Here is a 16,445-nt window from a genome sequence, read left to right as displayed (position 1 = left end):
ACATCAACAATGCCTGTAAAAAACATAGCTATCAGCGCATTACCTGTATTGTTTTGTGACTGTTTTATCTTTGAATATCACTCAATACAGGCGCTGGCAGCTATCAAATTCAGATAGCCCACTGCCAGCATCGCCTCTGACCATGAATACAAAGGCCGGGTTGCCCCGGCCTTGTTGTGATGCGCCTCGGCGCAATTAGTTCACTGCCATCAGCTTGACTGCTGGCGCAGCGGGTGCAGCCGAGCCATTCCAGCGAGTCATCAAGGACTGCCACTTGATGCGCGCAGCCGCCAGATGGTGCTCTTTGACATGGCCGTAGCCTCGAATGTCTTCGGGGATGGAGGCGATCTCCACGGCCAGCGCCAGCTTGTCGGCCGTCAAACCCGTCAGCAGGGTTTCGATGCACTGGCGATATTCGACGATCAGGGCGCGCTCGGTGCGGCGTTCCTCGGTGCGACCGAAGGGATCGAGCGCCGTGCCGCGCAGCCCCTTCATGCCGGCCAGCCAGCCCATGGCCTTGCGCATCCAGGGGCCATAGGATTTTTTGAGCAGATGACCCTGCTCGTCCTTTTTGGCAAAACCGGGGGGCGCCAGGTGATGGACGAGCTTGTAGTCGCCCTCGAACATCTCGCTGATCTTCTGAGTGAACGCCGCCTCGGTGTGCAAACGCGCCACCTCATACTCGTCCTTGTACGCCATGAGCTTGAACAGATAGCGCGCCACGGCCTGGGACAGGCGCGTGCCCTGGGCCAGCGGCTCTTCCGCCGCGCGCACCTTGGCCACGAAGTCGCGGTACTGCTGGGCATAGGCCGCGTTCTGGTAGGCCGTGAGGAACTCCACACGCTTGTCCAGCATTTCCTCCAGCGACGGCTTCTTGACGAACTGGATCACCTGCGATGCCTGATACAGAGCGCGCACGGCCTCCAGATCGTGGGCGCAGCGGCGGCCCCATTCAAAGGCCTCCTGGTTGCGCGCCACCTGCACGCCGTTGAGCTCCATGGCGCGCATCAGCGAGGCATGGCTGAGCGGCACCCTGCCTTTTTGCCAGGCGTAGCCCAGCATCATGGGGTTGGCGTAGATGCTGTCGCCCAGCAAGGCCGTGGAGGCCTTCTCTGCGTCGAAGCTTCCCAGGGCGCCATGTCCCACGGCCTCGGCCAGCGCCGTGGCGCAGCGTGCGGCAGGCGACTGCCAGTCGGGGTTGCCCACAAAGGTGGCTGTGGGCGCGGCATGGCTGTTGAGCGCCACATAGGTGCGCCCCGGCTGCATCACGGACAAGGTGGTGGGCGTGGCCGCCACGATGGGGTCGCAGCCGATGACCAGATCGGCCTTGGCCATGTCCACCTTGGTGGTGTAGATGGCATCGGCGCGGTTGGCGATCTGGATATGGCTCCAGGTGGAGCCGCCTTTTTGCGCCAGACCCGCCGCATCCTGCGTGACCACGCCCTTGCCCTCCAGGTGTGCGGCCATGCCCAGCAGCGAACCGATGGTGATCACGCCCGTGCCGCCGACGCCGGCCACCACGATGCCCCAGGCCTGCTCGGCCACGGGCAGGACGGGCTCGGGAATAATGGGAAGAGCCTCCAGGCTGCCCTTCTTCTCCTGCTTGGGCTTTTTGAGCTGACCGCCCTCGACGGTGACGAAGCTGGGGCAGAAGCCCTTGACGCAGGAATAGTCCTTGTTGCAGCTGTTCTGGTTGATGCGGCGCTTGCGGCCGAACTCGGTCTCCACGGGCTCGACCGAGAGGCAGTTGGACTGCACCGAGCAATCGCCACAGCCCTCGCAGACCAGCTCGTTGATGACCACGGTCTTGTCGGGCGTGCTCAGCACGCCGCGTTTGCGGCGGCGGCGCTTTTCGGTGGCGCAGGTCTGGTCGTAGATGATGGCCGTGCAGCCCTTGAGCTCGCGGAACTGGCGCTGAATCGCATCCAGCTCGTCGCGATGGTGCACGGTCACGCCCTCGCCCAGCTTCACGCCATCGTATTTCTCGGGCTCATCGGTGACGATGACCAGCTTGCCCACGCCTTCGGAGAGCAGGCTGTTCATGATCTGCAGCACCGAATGGCCTTCGGGCCGCTCGCCCACGCGCTGGCCGCCCGTCATGGCCACGGCGTCGTTGTAGAGCACCTTGTAGGTGATGTTGGTGCCGGCCGCAATGCTCTGGCGGATCGCCAGCAGCCCGCTGTGGAAGTAGGTGCCGTCGCCCAGGTTGGCGAAGACATGGGCTTCCTTGGTGAAAGGCGCCTGCCCCACCCAGGTCACGCCCTCGCCGCCCATCTGCGTGAAGGTGCTGGTGCGGCGGTCGGGCATCCAGGTGGTCATATAGTGGCAGCCGATGCCGGCCACGGCGCGCGAGCCTTCGGGCACGCGTGTCGAGGTGTTGTGCGGGCAGCCGCTGCAGAACCAGGGCGTGCGGTCGCCGGTCGAGACCTCCTTGGCCGCCTTGATCGCCGCTTCGCGGGCGTCGAGCACGGCCAGACGCTGCTGCATGCGCGTTTGCACATGCTCGGGCACGCCCAGCTTCTTCAGGCGCTGGGCAATGGCGCGCGCAATGATGGCGGGGGTCAGATCGGCCGTGGGGCGCAGCAGCCAGTCGGTGCTGGGGTTGGGCAGCGACCATTCGCCGCCATGCTCGTCGCTGAACTTGCCCACCACATTGGGGCGCACGTCGTCGCGCCAGTTGTAGAGCTCTTCCTTGATCTGGTATTCGATGACCTGGCGCTTTTCCTCCACCACCAGAATCTCCTGCAGGCCGCGCGCGAAATCGCGCGTGATCGTGGCCTCCAGCGGCCAGACCACGTTGACCTTGTGCAGCCTGATGCCCAGCTCGCGGCAGGTGTCCTCGTCCAGCCCCAGATCGGCCATGGCCTGGCGCGTATCGTTATAGGCCTTGCCGCTGGCGATGATGCCGAAGCGGTCGTTGGGACCCTCGATCACATTGTGGTTGAGCTTGTTGGCGCGCACATAGGCCAGGGCTGCATACCACTTGTAGTTCATCAGCCGCGCTTCCTGCTCCAGCGGCGGATCGGGCCAGCGGATATGCAGGCCGCCGTCCGGCATCTGAAAGTCTTCGGGCAGGATGATGTTGACGCGATCCGGGTCTACCAGGACCGAGGAGGAGGACTCCACCACCTCCTGGATCGTCTTCATGCCCGACCACAGGCCCGAGAAACGGCTCATGGCAAAGGCATGCAGGCCCATGTCGAGGATGTCCTGCACATTGCTGGGGAAGAACACCGGCGTGCCGCAGGCCTTGAAGATGTGGTCGCTCTGGTGCGCGGCCGTGGAGGACTTGCTGATGTGGTCGTCGCCCGCAATCGCAATCACGCCGCCATGCTTGGCCGTGCCCGCCATATTGGCGTGCTTGAACACGTCGGAGCAGCGGTCCACGCCCGGACCCTTGCCATACCAGATGCCGAAGACGCCGTCGAACTTCTTGGTCTCGGGATAGAGATCGAGCTGCTGCGTGCCCCAGACGGCCGTGGCGCCCAGCTCTTCGTTCACGCCGGGCTGAAAGACGATGTGATTCGCTTCCATATGCTTTTTGGCGGCCCACAGCGACTGGTCGTAAGTGCCCAGGGGCGAGCCGCGATAGCCGCTGATGAAGCCGGCGGTATTGAGCCCGGCCTGCGCATCGCGCAGCCGCTGCAGCATGGGCAGCCGGACCAGAGCCTGCACGCCGCTCATAAAGGCGCGGCCGCGGGCCAGGGAATATTTGTCGTCCAGAGTCACAGACTCCAGGGCGCGACGGACTTCATCGGGCAAAGGGGCATTCATGGCTTGTCTCCATGTGGGTGACCACCCGTGGCAGCTCTTGGCTACCAGAGCAGCATATTGCTTTGGGCATTCCTGCGCCAGAGGCACGGAACGCAAGTTGTTTGAGCAAAGTTTAAGGAAAACGCCCCGAATAGAGCTTTCTTTTTATTGCCGGGATTAACCTAGTTTTTGAAAGAATCTTGCTGTAAATTGCGAATCATGAACCAACTTGATCGCTTCGACTGGGCCATCCTGAATGAGCTGCAAATGGACGGCCGCCTCACCAATGCCGAGCTGGCCCAGCGCGTGGGCCTGTCCGCCGCGCCCTGCTGGCGGCGCGTGCGCGCGCTGGAGGAGTCGGGCTACATCACCGGCTATCACGCCACGCTGGACCGCCACAAGCTGGGCCTGGGCGTGCTGGCCTTTGTGCGCGTGGATGCCGCACAGAACACGGCCGACATCACGCTGCGCATGGAGGAAGCCATTCGCCTGCTGCCCGAGGTCACCTCCTGCCACTACATCAGCGGCGCGGGCACCTTCGAGCTGCAGGTCGTGGCCAGGGATCTGGAGAGCTTTTCCGGTTTTGTGCGCAATGTGCTGCTGCGCCTGCCCAACGTCAAAGACGTGCACACGATTTTTTCGCTGGGCGAAGTGAAGTCCAGCAGCGCGCTGCCGCTGCCCAGCACGCTGACGCATGTCTGAGCCCGGCCGGCACACTTAAAAAGTGAAGCGCGTACCGCTTGACCCATGGGCAATACCTGACGTATCGGTATTGAAATCATTGACTGGCATGCGCTGCAAGCTCACTGATCAATAGCACCCGTCACCGCTACGACAGGTGGCCGCCGCAGCCTGGTGCTGTGAGGAACTACGTATTTGTCAGCACAACTTTCCTGCTACAGAATCGTGTCCCATGGCCCACGATGATTCCGCAGCACGCGCTTCCCACAATCCAATAACTTCAGACTCCGGCCAGGTCCCTGCAGGCAAGCTGCTCGAAGATCCCTCGGCCATGCATGACGGAGGCGCGCCGCCTGCCGCGGCCCCGGGCGTCTGGACACCGCTGGCCACACCCACCTTCCGCATGCTGTGGATGATCTGGATGACGGCCAATATCTGCATGTGGATGAACGATGTGGCGGCCGCCTGGCTGATGACATCGCTGACCACCTCGCCCGTGCTGGTGGCGCTGGTGCAGTCGGCCTCCACCCTGCCGGTCATGCTGCTGGCCCTTCCCAGCGGGGCGCTGGCCGATATCCTGGACCGACGCCGCTACTTCATCGTCACCCAGTTCTGGGTGGCTGCCGTGGCGCTGCTGCTGTGCCTGGCCGTGCTCTCGGGCCAGCTGACGCCCTATCTGCTGCTGGCCCTGGTGTTTGCCAACGGCATCGGCCTGGCCATGCGCTGGCCGGTGTTCTCCGCGCTGATCCCCGAGTTGGTGCCCAAGCACCACCTGCCTTTTGCGATGGCCCTCAACGGCGTGGCCATGAATGCCTCGCGCATCATCGGCCCGCTGGTCGCCGGGGCCCTGATTGCCGGCCTGGGCAGCGCCTGGGTGTTTGTGCTCAACGCCGTGCTGTCCATCGTCTCGGGCTTTGTGCTGCTGCGCTGGAAGCGCCAGCAGCCCGCCAACCCGCTGGGCCGCGAGCGCCTGGGCTCGGCCATGCGGGTGGGCCTGCAGTTCATCAAGGAGTCGCCGCGCATGCATGCCGTGCTGCTGCGCACCGTCTGCTACTTTCTGCAGGCCGCCGCCATCATGGCCCTGCTGCCGCTGACGGCCCAGCGCCTGGACCACGGCACGGCCAGCAGCGGCAGTGCCGGCACCTTCACGCTGCTGCTGGCCTCCATGGGCGCGGGCGCCATCCTGGGCGCCATGCTGCTGCCGCGCATACGCCAGATGCTGTCGGGCGAGCGCACGGTGCTGGCCGGCGTGGCCGCGCAAAGCCTGGCCACGCTGACCGTGGCCTTCGCCCCCCATATCGCCGTGGCCGTGCCGGGCATGATGCTCTCGGGCATGGCCCTGCTCGCCACGGCCAACACGCTGGGCGTGGCCGCGCAGATGGCCCTGCCCAACTGGGTGCGGGCACGCGGCATGTCCATCTACCAGATGTCCATCATGGGCAGCACGGCCATTGGCGCCGCCATCTGGGGCAAGGTCGCCAGCCTGGGCTCGGTGCAGATCAGCATGGCCGTGGCCGCCGTCAGCGGGCTCACGGCACTGCTGATCGTACAGCGCCTGAACCCGGACCGCGACATCGAGGAAGACCTCAGCCCTTCGCGCGCCTTCACGCCGCCGACGGCAGCGCTGCCGCCCGAAGCCGGCCGCGTGGTGGTGACCATCGAGTACCTGATCGACCCGGCCAGGGCCGGCGCCTTCCGCGACCTGATGCAGCTGAGCCGGCGCAGCCGTCTGCGCCAGGGCGCGCTGTCCTGGAGCCTGCTGCACAGCATGAGCCAGCCCGAGCGCTTCGTGGAGCAGATCACCGACGAATCCTGGACCGAGCATCTGCGCCGCTTCGAGCGCGTGACGACCGCCGATGTGGCGCTGCGCGACCGCAAGCTGAGCTTTCACAAGGGCAAGGAGCCGCCCGTGGTGCAGCGCTACTTCAGCGACGCTCTTTAAAAGAGAGCTCCAAGCGCTTACTGTGAAATGATTTCAGATAGCTATCCATTGAAATTCATTGACTGGCAAGCGCTGGCAGCTCCTGTTTTTAGCATCAGCGCAGATGCGGCGCCGATCCGGCCAAGGCCTTGGGCCAGAAGGCCCAGAGCTTGAGCGGCTGCTTGATGCGCCCCGCCACATCGCCAGCCTCGGCCCCCCAGCCCATGAAATAGTCGGCGCGCACGGCGCCCAGAATGGCGCTGCCCGTATCCTGCGCGAACACCAGGCGATTGAGCGAGACCGTAGGGCCGGGCGTGGACAGCCAGACCGGCGTGCCATAGGGAATGCTGTTGCGGTCCACGGCAATCGAGCGGCCCGGCGTCAGCGCCACGCCCTGGGCGCCCTTGGGACCGAACTGGGCATCGAAGTCATTGAGCGCCTCCTCGCGGAAGAACACATAGCGCGGATTGCTCCAAAGCATCTCGTTGACACGCGAGGGATTGGCGGCAATCCAGGCGCTGATGCCGGGCCAGGTGGCATCGCGCACCAGGTTCTGGTCGAGCAGCCAGCGGCCCACGCTCTTGTAGGGCTGATCGTTGGTGCCGGCATAGGCCACGCGGATCATGCGCTGGCGGCCGTCGGCCTCGGTCAGCATCAGCCGGCCCGAGCCCTGGATATGCAGCACCAGCATGTCCACCGGGTCGCGCAGCCAGGCAATGGCACGGCCGGCCAGGGCGGCCTGGGCCTCGGAGTTGGTGTCGATCTGCTGGCGCGTGAACCAGGGCTTGCGCTTGCCAAAGCCCTGCGGGACCTGATAGATGGGCACGTTGAAGCCGTTGCCCTGCACACGGCGCGCCTCGTACAAGGGCTCGTAATAGGCGGTCAGCATGCCGTCGGGGCTGCCCGTGGTCGCTTCGATGCGATAGGGCTGCAGCGTGTTCATCATCCAGCTGCGCTGCTCGTCTTCCGAGGCGATGCTCAGCCTTCGCACCTCGCCGCACAGATTGGCAAACACGGTGCTGGGACGCTCGCAATTCTTGATCCAGGCATTCCAGGCCTCGTTCAAGGAATCCTGGGGCACGCCGGGCAACTCGCCCCAGTCCACCGCCACCCAGCGGCTTTTAGTCGGTACATTGGCGGTGAACGGCGGCTTGGCTGCGGAAGCCGGCCCGCCATGCGGAGCCATCTCGGGCACCGATGCCGGGTCGTTTTGCTGCTTGGTGGTGGTGCATGCCACCAGGGTTCCTACAATCAGCGCCAGTGAAGCACGGCGCAGGAGATGGAAATTCATGGGTCTGATTTTGCTTGAAGCACTGCTGGCATTGGCCATTTTGGTCGCTATTGTGTGGTGGACCATGTTCTCAGGTCGAAAAAAGGGTGAGTTGCCGGCCCCGGTCGAGCCTGCGCCGCACCAAGAAGTGCTTGCAGACCCCGAACAAGATCGCTCTAATCGAGCTTAGCCCATGGCGCTGCAGCCACTGCAGCGCGGGCTGCATGTGACAATCTTTTGCATCAGAAACCGCTCGCTGGCCCGCGTCCTACTTTTTTTGCCTTCTCTTGGCAGTACGCTCGTGGCCTTGCAGCTTTTACGCGAAGCTGGTTTGCAAGACCCTCCGGGTCGTTTATCAAACTAAGGAGTTTTCTATGCGCAAGCAAATGGCTGTGACGGCCGCTCTGGCCTCTGCATTGTTGATCACCGGCTGCGCCAATACCGGCGGCATGTCGGACACCACGCGTCGTACTGCGACCGGTGCAGGCGTGGGCGCACTGGGCGGCGCTGCCATCGGCGCCATTGCTGGCGGCCATGCCGGCAAGGGTGCACTGATCGGTGCCGGTGTCGGCGCCCTGGGCTCCTATATCTGGTCGCAGAACCTCGAGAAGCAAAAGCGTGAAATGGAAGCCGCGACCCAGGGCACAGGCGTGGGCGTGACACAGACTGCGGACAACCAGCTCAAGCTGGACATCCCCAGCGACATCTCCTTTGACACCGGCCGCGCCGACATCAAGGGCAACTTCGCCCCCATCCTCGATCGCTTTGCCGAAGGTCTGCGCAACAACCCCAACGCAGAAGTGCGCATCATCGGCCACACCGACAGCACAGGCTCCGATGCCATCAACAACCCTCTGTCGCTACAGCGCGCCGAGAGCACCCGCAACTATCTGACCTCGCGTGGCGTCAACGGCGCCCGCATCCAGGTTCAGGGCATGGGCTCGCACCAGCCCGTGGCCTCCAATGCCACCAACGAAGGCCGTGCGCGCAACCGCCGCGTGGAAATCTTCGTGGGCGAGCGTGCGCCTCAATAAGCCAGCGCGAGACCAGCAAAAAGCCCCGCCAAGCGGGGCTTTTTTCATGTCGCGGAGGCTTGCGCTCAGGCGTTGCGCAGCAGATTGGCCAACTCGACCGCCGACTTGACCTGCATCTTGTCGAAGACACGCGCGCGGTGCACTTCCACGGTGCGCACGCTGATGTCGAGCTGATCGGCAATCAACTTGTTCGGCACGCCCTCGACGACCAGCTTCATCACGTCTTTTTCCCGATCGGTCAGCTCGTCCAGGCGGCTGCGCACCTCTTCGCGCGCCTGCAAGGCAGCCAGATGCTCGGCGGACAGCGCCAGAGCCTGCTCCACCCGGTCCACCAGCGCGTTGTCGGAAAACGGCTTCTCGCAGAAATCGAAGGCACCGCGCTTGACCGTATCCACGGCCGTCGGCACATCGGCATGGCCGGTCAGAAAGATCACGGGCATGGCCTCGATCTGGCCGCGCTCCAGCATGCGGTTGAACAGCGACAGCCCGCTCATGCCCGTCATGCGCATATCGAGCAGCAGGCAGCAAGGGCGACGCGTCACGGGGCTGGTCTGCAGCACGGCCTGCTCGAATTCTTCGGCGTTGCGATAGCACTCGCTCAGCAATCTGCGCGAACGCAGCAGCCATGCCAATGCCTCTCGGACATCGGCATCGTCGTCCACCACGTAGACGGTAGCGTCGGTTACAGGTTCCATGAAGCCTAGTTCTCTCTGGGTTCCCAGTGGGCCGGAAGCGTGAAGACAAACTCCGTGCCCTGCGGGAGGTGCGGGCGGTAATCAAGGTGACCACCATGTTGCTCCACCACCGTGCGGCACAGACTCAGGCCCAGGCCCATGCCTTCGGTGCGCGTGGTGAAGAAGGGGGTGAACAGCTGCTCGGCGACTTCCGCAGAAATGCCGGCGCCGCAGTCCATGATGGAAAATTCTACCCAACGCGCGCTATTACCGTCAGAACTGCGCCTGACAGCCATGGTCAACACCCTCTCCTTGAGCTCGGGCAGGTCCATGGCCTGCATGCCGTTGCGCGCCAGATTGAGCAGCACCTGCTCGACCATGGTGACATCGCAGAGCACCCCCGGCAGATCGGGCTCCAGCTCCAGCTGCACAGTTGCATTGAGCTTGTGCGCCTGCAGATAGACCAGAGGCATGACGGCATCGATCAGCTCCACGGGCTGCACCACCTCTCTGGACTTGTCGCGCCGGCGCACGAAATCGCGCACGCTCTTGATGACCTTGCCTGCGCGGTCGGCCTGAAAACCGATGCGCTCCAGAGCCATGCGCAAGTCCTTGAGATGCGGGACCTGAGGGTCGGTCGGCTCATGCTCCAGCAGATTGAGCGAGCCCGTGGCATAGCTGGAAATGGCGGCCAGCGGCTGTGTCAGCTCATGGCTGAGCATGGAGGCCATCTCGCCCACCGTCGCAAGGCGTGCCGTGGCCTGCAGGCGCTCCTGGGAGGCACGAGACATCTCCTCCATGCGGCGCTGCTCGCTGATATCGATGAAAGCGCTCATCCAGCCTGTGTGCTGGCCCTGGGCGGTGATCAGCGGCGCCTCGAAAATCAGCACCGGAAAGCGCGAGCCGTCCTTGCGCATGAACACGCTCTCGTGGCCCTGGCGCGGTGTGGGCAGCAGGCCGGCGAGGCGCTGATCGCGTCGGCTCACATATTCCTGGGCCAGCTCGGGCGGCCAGTAAGGCGCCACATTGAGGCCCAGCAGCTCCTGCGCGCTGAAGCCCACCATATTGCAGAAGGCCGGGTTCACATAGGTGATGCGGCCCTGGAGATCGCGTGCACGCATGCCCGTGACCAGGGAGTCCTCCATGGCCTTGCGAAAGGCCAGCGCATCGCCCAGATCGCGCTCCGCACGCAGGCGGCGGCGGTTGTCGCGCACCAGCACCACCACCACGGTCACCAGCGCGATCGACATGCCGGTCACCAGCGCCGTCATCACATTCGGAAAAACGCTGGGCGCGTGATGCCAGCTGTCCATGCGCAGCACCAGGGTGTTGCCCGGCAGATCCAGCAACTGCTGGGCCGTGAACATGCGCGAGCCGCGCCAGGCCGCCCCCACCATGGCCAGACGCGTGCCGTCCGGCTCGGTGAACGAAACCTCCTGGGTGCGCGGCAGGGATTTGCCCACCTGGGCCATCAGAATGCCCTGCAGGCTGTACGTGCCCAGCACATAGCCCACCACATGACCGTTCTCCGTCAGCGGCATGCAGACCTGCATGGTCTCCGTGCCCAGGCCCTCGCCCAGCAGCTGGAAGCGGCTGGGCGAGTACGATGGCCCGTTGACGCGTCTGGCCTGGGTACAGGTCAGTGCCTCGCCCGAATGCAGCTCGGGCAAATGGCTTTCGTCCTCGACCAGCAAGGTGCGATAAGGCGTCTCGGCATGCTCGATGAGACGCATGTTTTCACCGCGCCATTCGATGCGCATCAGGTCACGGCGCTGCTGCAGCAGCTCGGTCGCATGCTCGCGCCAGGCCGAGTGCTTGCTGCTGTAGGCGCTCAGCGCCAGCAGGTCCTGCAGATTGCGGCCCAGCGCTGCACGGATATCGCCGACCGCATTGGCGGTGTCGCGCTCCAGCTTTTCCTGCACCTGCGAGGCCTCATAGCGTCCGGCCAGCCAGACCATGGTGACCAGCATGCTGACCACCAGTGCCACCAGCAAGGTCCATAGCGACCAGCGCTTCCAGGCCATGCGCCAGCGCCGCCAGGGCCAATGGGCAGGATGGTCCTCGGGCAGTGCATCAAGAGCGGTATTCAGCGGATCAGTCACAGCACACGATGGGTCAAGGCCGGCAATTGCTGGCGCACTTGCAGCAAGCGGTCACGATTGAGCTCTCCCGCCACCACGCCGGTGCCGCTGGCCTGCAGGCCCTGCACCTCGCCCCAGGGGTCGATCAGCAGGCTGTGGCCCCAGGTGCGGCGACCGTTTTCATGCACGCCGCCCTGGCCCGGTGCCAGCACATAGGCCAGGTTCTCTATCGCCCGCGCCCGCAGCAGCACCTCCCAGTGCGCCTGGCCCGTGGTGTAGGTGAAGGCACTTGGCACCAGCAGCAGGTCGGCCCCCTGTGCGCTGAGTGCGCGGTACAGCTCGGGAAAGCGAAGGTCATAGCAGACACTCAGGCCCAGGCGCCAGCTCACGCCATTTCTGGCCTGTATGTCGCAGACCACGGGCTGGCTGCCCGCCTGCACCACGGCAGCCTCGGTATAGCTCTCGCGCCCGTTGTCGAACTGAAAGAGGTGGATCTTGTCGTAGCGGGCCACGCATTCGCCCTCGGGCGAATAGACCAGACTGGTGTTGAGCACATGGCTGTCGTCAGCGGCCTGCAGCGGCAGCGTGCCGGCCACCACCCACAGCTGCAGCTGCCTAGCCGCCCCGGCCATGAAGTCCTGGATCGGCCCCTGGCCAAAAACCTCCCGGTAGGCCAGCTTGTCGGTGTCCCTGGCTCCCATGGCACAAAAATACTCGGGCAGCACCACCAGCTCCGCGCCCAGGGCCGCGGCCTGCTGCATCAGGCTGCGCGCCTGTGCCAGATTGGCGGCGACATCCTGACCCGAGACCATTTGTAGAGCGGCAATCTTCATGGTTTCTCCTCTGAGCTTGGAGCGGCAGCGGGCTGCTTGCCGGCATCGTCGGCTCCGGCTTTGGGCACGCTGCGCCTGGGCAGCTCGGTCACCTGCGGGTCTTCCCAGCTGCCGTGGATATGGAACTCCTTGGTCGTGGCCGCAATCAGCGGGCCACGCAGAATCATCTGTGCCAGAAAGCTGCTCAGCCCCACCACGGGATTGATGGCCGTCGCAACCAGGGAGGCGGACAGGGCGTTGATCTCCGGCACCACCACCACATGCAGGTCCTGGGTTTCCTTGTCGATATCGGCAGAGCCCTCCATCAGCACGGCCGCGTTCACGCCCTTCATTTGCATGTTATTCGTCTTGGCAATGCCGCGCTCTATGGTGACATCGCCTCGCATGAAGTCGAAAGAGAAGCCGTTACGGAACACGTCGCGGAAGTCCAGCGTCAGCCGCCTGGGCAGGGACTGCAGGCTGAGCACGCCCAGCAGCTTGGCCAGTCCCGGATCTGCCTTGAGGAACTGGCCTTTTTGCACCTCCAGATGCACGGCGCCGGACATGGTCTTGAACTCCGGCGTCACGGGCGCTCCTGTCCAGCTGATTTCACCCTGCAGCTGACCCTGTCCATTGGCAACCACGCCAGGCATGTCAAAGCGATTGAGCAGCTTGCCCACATCGCGCAGATTGAGCTGGAACTGCAGCTGGGTCTGCCCCGGGTGCTTTTTGTCACTGGAGCGCAGCCCCCAGGAGCCCTGGGCCGTCAACGTCGCCTCGGGCGTGCTGATATTGAAGCGCGACAGCTGCCATTCGCGCTGCCCCGCGCCGACGGACAGCCCGTGATTGCGCGCCACCACATCCAGCTTGCCCAGTGAACGCTTGCCCAGCTGGAAGTCGTCCACACTGACCTGCAAGGCCGGTAACTCACGCACATTGCCGGTCTGTTCCGCAGCAGCATCCAGCCCTTCGTCCGGGCCGTCGGGAATGCTCAGACGCGAGAGCTTGGCGATGACCAGGCCGCCCGGCTCCTGCGCGGAGGGCTCGCGATACTCCACACGCCCTGCCAGCTCGCGTGACTGGATCTGGTTGGTCCAGACCTTGCTGGCGTGGCTGAGCTGCAGGGACACATCATGCAGCGAACGGCCATGGAGCTTCACCTCGCGCGCCTTGAGCGCCAGCTGCTGCGGCACAAACTGGCGCCAGCTCTCTTCCTCGGCACCTGGTCCATCGGCAGCGCCCCCTGCGCCATCGGGCCACAAACGACTCCAGGCATCCAGATCAAGCACCGGCAATTGCACCCTGGCCTGCAGGCCGGCAGGCGGCAATGCGGTTTCCGCCTTGCCCGACTCCACCAGCTCCAGGCTGCCGCGTGTGATGCGAGCCTGAGCCCCGCTGATATCGCGCTCCAGCAAAGCTGCGGCCTGATTGCCCCATTGCACGCTGAACTGATCGGTCAGCGGCTTGGCCACGGCTGGCACTGTGCGGTTGACACGCAAGGCCAGGGAGCTGTCGGCCGCCTTGCCCAAAGGAGCTGGCAACATGACCGCCATGCCCTGCAGATCGGACTGCAGACTGATTTCCGGCACGCTGTGCAGCACCTTGATCTGCAAGCCATAACGTGCCTGGCCTTGCAGATGCTTGCCCAGAGCCACCAGTTCGCTCATCTCCTTGGCGTCACGCAGGCCCTGGGCCGTGGCAATACCGTCCACGCGCACGTGCACCGGAGCCGTGGCGGCGTCGGCGGCAGGCTTCATGCCGCCCTCGATGCGCACATCACCGCCCAGCGCTCTGGCCTGCACGCCCGAGAGCTGAAAGCCGGTCTCCGAAAACTGCACATTGCCGCGCAGTTGGCTGAGTGTGGGCACCTCGGGCATCAGCTGCAGCGTATTGCCCGCCAGCGCCACTTCACCCTGTACCTTGCTGCGCTCCATATGCATGGTGGGCAGATGCAGCCTGAGGCTGAGCTTGGCATTGCCCGTGGCCTTGCTGCCATCCAGAGCATGGGCAGTCAGCGCAGACAGAGCCGAGCCTTGGACCAGGTTCAGCATATCGCCCAGGGCTCCATGAGCCTTGGCGTTGACCTCCACCTCGGTCAGGTTCCAGTCGGCCACTCCGGCCTGCGCTTCATCAACCACGATGGCGGTATGCCCCAGAAAGCCCTTGGCCTTGCGCACCTGCATGGAGTTGCGGTCGAACACCAGCTCGCCCGACAGCTTGGTCAGCGGCGGCCAGGGCTTTTCGCCGGGGCCCAGCAGATAGCCGGGCACAAACTGGTAGTTCACATCATGCACCTGGGCACTGATGTGGAATTCGCCCTTGCCCGGTTTTTCAAACGGCACATGCTCGAGCTCGCCCTTGACGCGGAAGTTCACTGCACTGGCCTGACCCGTGGTGATGGCCTCGCGCACATAGCGCAGCGCATCGCTGCCCAGATCCTGGGGCAGATAGCGATAAATCCGTTCACCCTTGGCGCGGCTGAGCTGCCCTTGCAGATCCAGCAGTCCCGGAAAGCGCGGCTGCTCCTTGGTCCCTGCACCGGACTGCCAGCTGGCCTGGGCCTGGCCGGCCGTGTCCTCATTGGCGAAACGCAGCCGAGGCACCTGCACCTTGATGGTCTGGCCCTTGTCCAGCAGCTGCCAGCGCACCAGGCTGTCGAACTGGTCGAACGGGATGTCGGAGTCTTCAAACACTCCGGGGAAGCTCAGCATGGCCTGATTGGCGGCCGGCGTCTTGGTCAGCGTTGCCTCGCCGCTGTCCTGATCCAGGGTGAACTTGCCACTCAGCCCCCGCACGCCGGGAATACCTATGCTGTGCGGACCCTCCTCCGAAGCCTGGGAGCGCAGTCCCAGCTGCTCGAACCGGCCCGAAGCCTTGTACTGCGCCAGCTGCTGCAGAGGTCCGCGCCATGACAGCTTGAGATCACTCAGCTGTCCTGCCGGCGCAAGCGCTTTGAGCTGGGTCTGCACGGACTGCGGCAGGGGCAGACGCTGCAGCATCTGCGCCGCAATGGCCAGGTCGATGCAATCGGCCTGAACCTCGCCATGCTCGCCCTGACTGCCCTGCTCGGAAGCGCCGGTCGGCACATAGCGCAGGCTGAAATCGCCTCTGGGCCAGTTCAACCCGTCATCGGCCGTGAACTGCAATCCCTGGACGGAAAACTGGTAACCGTTCTGATTCTTGGCCCGCAGGCGCCCCCGCAAGGCCTGCAGGGCCAGGGGCTCGGGTCTGTCCCGCCATTGAAGTTGCAACGCCTGTACCGCGACATCGGCCACCCCGCCCACGGGCTGGCCGTGCTCCACATCCAGCCAGGCCCTGACCGAGCCCTTGCCCTGCTGCAGTTTCCAGTCCTGCGGGCCCAGATACTGGCCCAGATGCGACAGGTCGATATGCGTGAAGTCCAGATAGGCCTGTCCGCTCCAGCGCTCCAGACGCCCCTCATGCACCGACAGCAAAGGCTCCTTGAAGTTGCCCATGACCGTAAAGCGCTGGCCCCAGCCCTCTGGCGGCGTGGCATCCAGCCGCAGGGAGTGGTGCCAGCGCTTGTTGCGCAGCACCAGATCCACATCCTGCAGTTGCAAGGGCGCAGCATTGCGCAGCTCGTCCACCCACTGCAGCTTGCCGCTGCGGATGGCGATTTCGGGCTGTGAGAAGATCCAGTCGGAGTCGGTTCCCTGCCCCGGATCGGATGACACGGCAATACCGGCCACAAAGATCTGGCCGTCGGCATCGCGGCGCACCGTCAGATCCGGTCCTTCCAGATATATCTGCTCGACGCCCAGGGTCATCAGCGAATGGGCAGAGACCGCCACCACCACCTTGGGCAGCAGCAAGGCCTCACTCTTGTTCGCAGGGTCATGCAGGACTACGTCGCCCAGCTCGAAAGTCGGCACCAGACCCGAGCGGTAAGCATTCAGCCGACCAATGGAAACCGGTACACCCAGGCTGCGTGAGGCCAGGGATTCCAGCTCGGGGCGCCACTGTTCGATTCGCGGCACAATCCAGAAATGGAGCACCCCCCACACGGTGGCCAGCAGCAGCCACAGGCTAAGGACCAGTCCCAGAGACCACCGTGCCAAGCTGGCCAGCCTATGAATTTGGCGAGTTGGGAGTGGTTTCGGTTCGATCATCGGTGGCCTAGCAATGGCAGGAATTATGACCGGCGCCCCGCGCGCGTTTCGGTAACCACACGTTGCCGGGCTGATTACCTGCCTGCCTG

Annotated in this window: 10 protein-coding genes; 4 read left to right on the top strand and 6 right to left on the bottom strand. The window is 64.4% G+C overall.

Annotated elements, in window-relative coordinates; translation table 11 throughout:
* Window positions 1-195: 195 nt before the first annotated feature.
* Entirely contained in the window at window positions 196-3,774 is a 3,579-nt protein-coding gene (locus tag V8Z78_RS14045) for an indolepyruvate ferredoxin oxidoreductase family protein (RefSeq protein WP_280040601.1), read from the bottom strand.
* Between the two features lie 198 nt (window positions 3,775-3,972).
* Between V8Z78_RS14045 and V8Z78_RS14040 the strand changes: the two genes are divergently transcribed.
* Window positions 3,973-4,455, top strand: a complete 483-nt coding sequence (locus tag V8Z78_RS14040; protein WP_003066805.1) for an Lrp/AsnC family transcriptional regulator — start codon at window positions 3,973-3,975, stop codon at window positions 4,453-4,455.
* Between the two features lie 211 nt (window positions 4,456-4,666).
* Window positions 4,667-6,376 (top strand): MFS transporter, encoded by a 1,710-nt coding sequence (locus V8Z78_RS14035; protein ID WP_003066803.1) that lies wholly within the window; start codon window positions 4,667-4,669, stop codon window positions 6,374-6,376.
* Between the two features lie 94 nt (window positions 6,377-6,470).
* On the opposite strand, the gene mltA is transcribed toward V8Z78_RS14035, so the two are convergent.
* Window positions 6,471-7,646 carry a murein transglycosylase A gene (mltA, locus tag V8Z78_RS14030; protein ID WP_003066801.1) on the bottom strand — a complete coding sequence of 392 codons (1,176 nt, stop codon included), beginning with the start codon at window positions 7,644-7,646 and terminating at the stop codon, window positions 6,471-6,473.
* Between mltA and V8Z78_RS14025 the strand changes: the two genes are divergently transcribed.
* Window positions 7,645-7,815 (top strand): hypothetical protein, encoded by a 171-nt coding sequence (locus tag V8Z78_RS14025; RefSeq protein ID WP_177340956.1) that lies wholly within the window; start codon window positions 7,645-7,647, stop codon window positions 7,813-7,815. The genes mltA and V8Z78_RS14025 overlap by 2 nt on opposite strands.
* A 184-nt stretch (window positions 7,816-7,999) precedes the next feature.
* The gene (locus V8Z78_RS14020) at window positions 8,000-8,659 is read left to right on the top strand and encodes a YiaD family glycine zipper/OmpA-like lipoprotein (protein WP_003066797.1); all 660 of its coding nucleotides are present in this window, start codon (window positions 8,000-8,002) and stop codon (window positions 8,657-8,659) included.
* 65 nt (window positions 8,660-8,724) lie between these two features.
* Here the strand turns inward: V8Z78_RS14020 and V8Z78_RS14015 are convergent, their stop codons facing one another.
* The 4 genes from V8Z78_RS14015 to V8Z78_RS14000 are packed head-to-tail and all read right to left on the bottom strand — an operon-like array spanning window position 8,725 to window position 16,305.
* A complete protein-coding gene (locus V8Z78_RS14015) occupies window positions 8,725-9,354 on the bottom strand; it encodes a response regulator transcription factor (protein WP_003066795.1) in 630 nt (209 codons plus the stop codon).
* Window positions 9,355-9,359: 5 nt separating this feature from the next.
* Window positions 9,360-11,435, bottom strand: coding sequence for a two-component system sensor histidine kinase NtrB (locus tag V8Z78_RS14010; RefSeq protein ID WP_349731572.1), 2,076 nt, complete (start codon window positions 11,433-11,435; stop codon window positions 9,360-9,362).
* On the bottom strand, window positions 11,432-12,247 hold the full coding sequence (locus tag V8Z78_RS14005) for a carbon-nitrogen hydrolase family protein (protein ID WP_003066791.1): 816 nt from the start codon (window positions 12,245-12,247) through the stop codon (window positions 11,432-11,434). Before V8Z78_RS14005 ends, V8Z78_RS14010 begins: the two co-directional genes overlap by 4 nt.
* The gene (locus tag V8Z78_RS14000) at window positions 12,244-16,305 is read right to left on the bottom strand and encodes a YhdP family protein (RefSeq protein WP_349731571.1); all 4,062 of its coding nucleotides are present in this window, start codon (window positions 16,303-16,305) and stop codon (window positions 12,244-12,246) included. Before V8Z78_RS14000 ends, V8Z78_RS14005 begins: the two co-directional genes overlap by 4 nt.
* Between the last annotated feature and the right edge of the window lie 140 nt (window positions 16,306-16,445).

The organism is Comamonas sp. wu1-DMT (genome assembly GCF_040187805.1).
GTDB lineage: Bacteria > Pseudomonadota > Gammaproteobacteria > Burkholderiales > Burkholderiaceae_C > Comamonas > Comamonas thiooxydans.
The sequence above is the reverse complement of the archived record's forward strand: the minus strand, read 5'-3'. Positions and strand labels throughout refer to the sequence as shown.

Excerpts from the sequence above, each read along its gene's own strand:
- V8Z78_RS14035 (WP_003066803.1), top strand. The coding sequence starts at position 4,667 with ATGGCCCACGATGATTCCGCAGCACGCGCTTCCCACAATCCAATAACT.
- mltA (WP_003066801.1), bottom strand. The coding sequence starts at position 7,646 with ATGAATTTCCATCTCCTGCGCCGTGCTTCACTGGCGCTGATTGTAGGA.
- V8Z78_RS14005 (WP_003066791.1), bottom strand. The coding sequence starts at position 12,247 with ATGAAGATTGCCGCTCTACAAATGGTCTCGGGTCAGGATGTCGCCGCC.
- V8Z78_RS14040 (WP_003066805.1), top strand. The coding sequence starts at position 3,973 with ATGAACCAACTTGATCGCTTCGACTGGGCCATCCTGAATGAGCTGCAA.
- V8Z78_RS14025 (WP_177340956.1), top strand. The coding sequence starts at position 7,645 with ATGGGTCTGATTTTGCTTGAAGCACTGCTGGCATTGGCCATTTTGGTC.
- V8Z78_RS14020 (WP_003066797.1), top strand. The coding sequence starts at position 8,000 with ATGCGCAAGCAAATGGCTGTGACGGCCGCTCTGGCCTCTGCATTGTTG.
- V8Z78_RS14015 (WP_003066795.1), bottom strand. The coding sequence starts at position 9,354 with ATGGAACCTGTAACCGACGCTACCGTCTACGTGGTGGACGACGATGCC.
- V8Z78_RS14045 (WP_280040601.1), bottom strand. The coding sequence starts at position 3,774 with ATGAATGCCCCTTTGCCCGATGAAGTCCGTCGCGCCCTGGAGTCTGTG.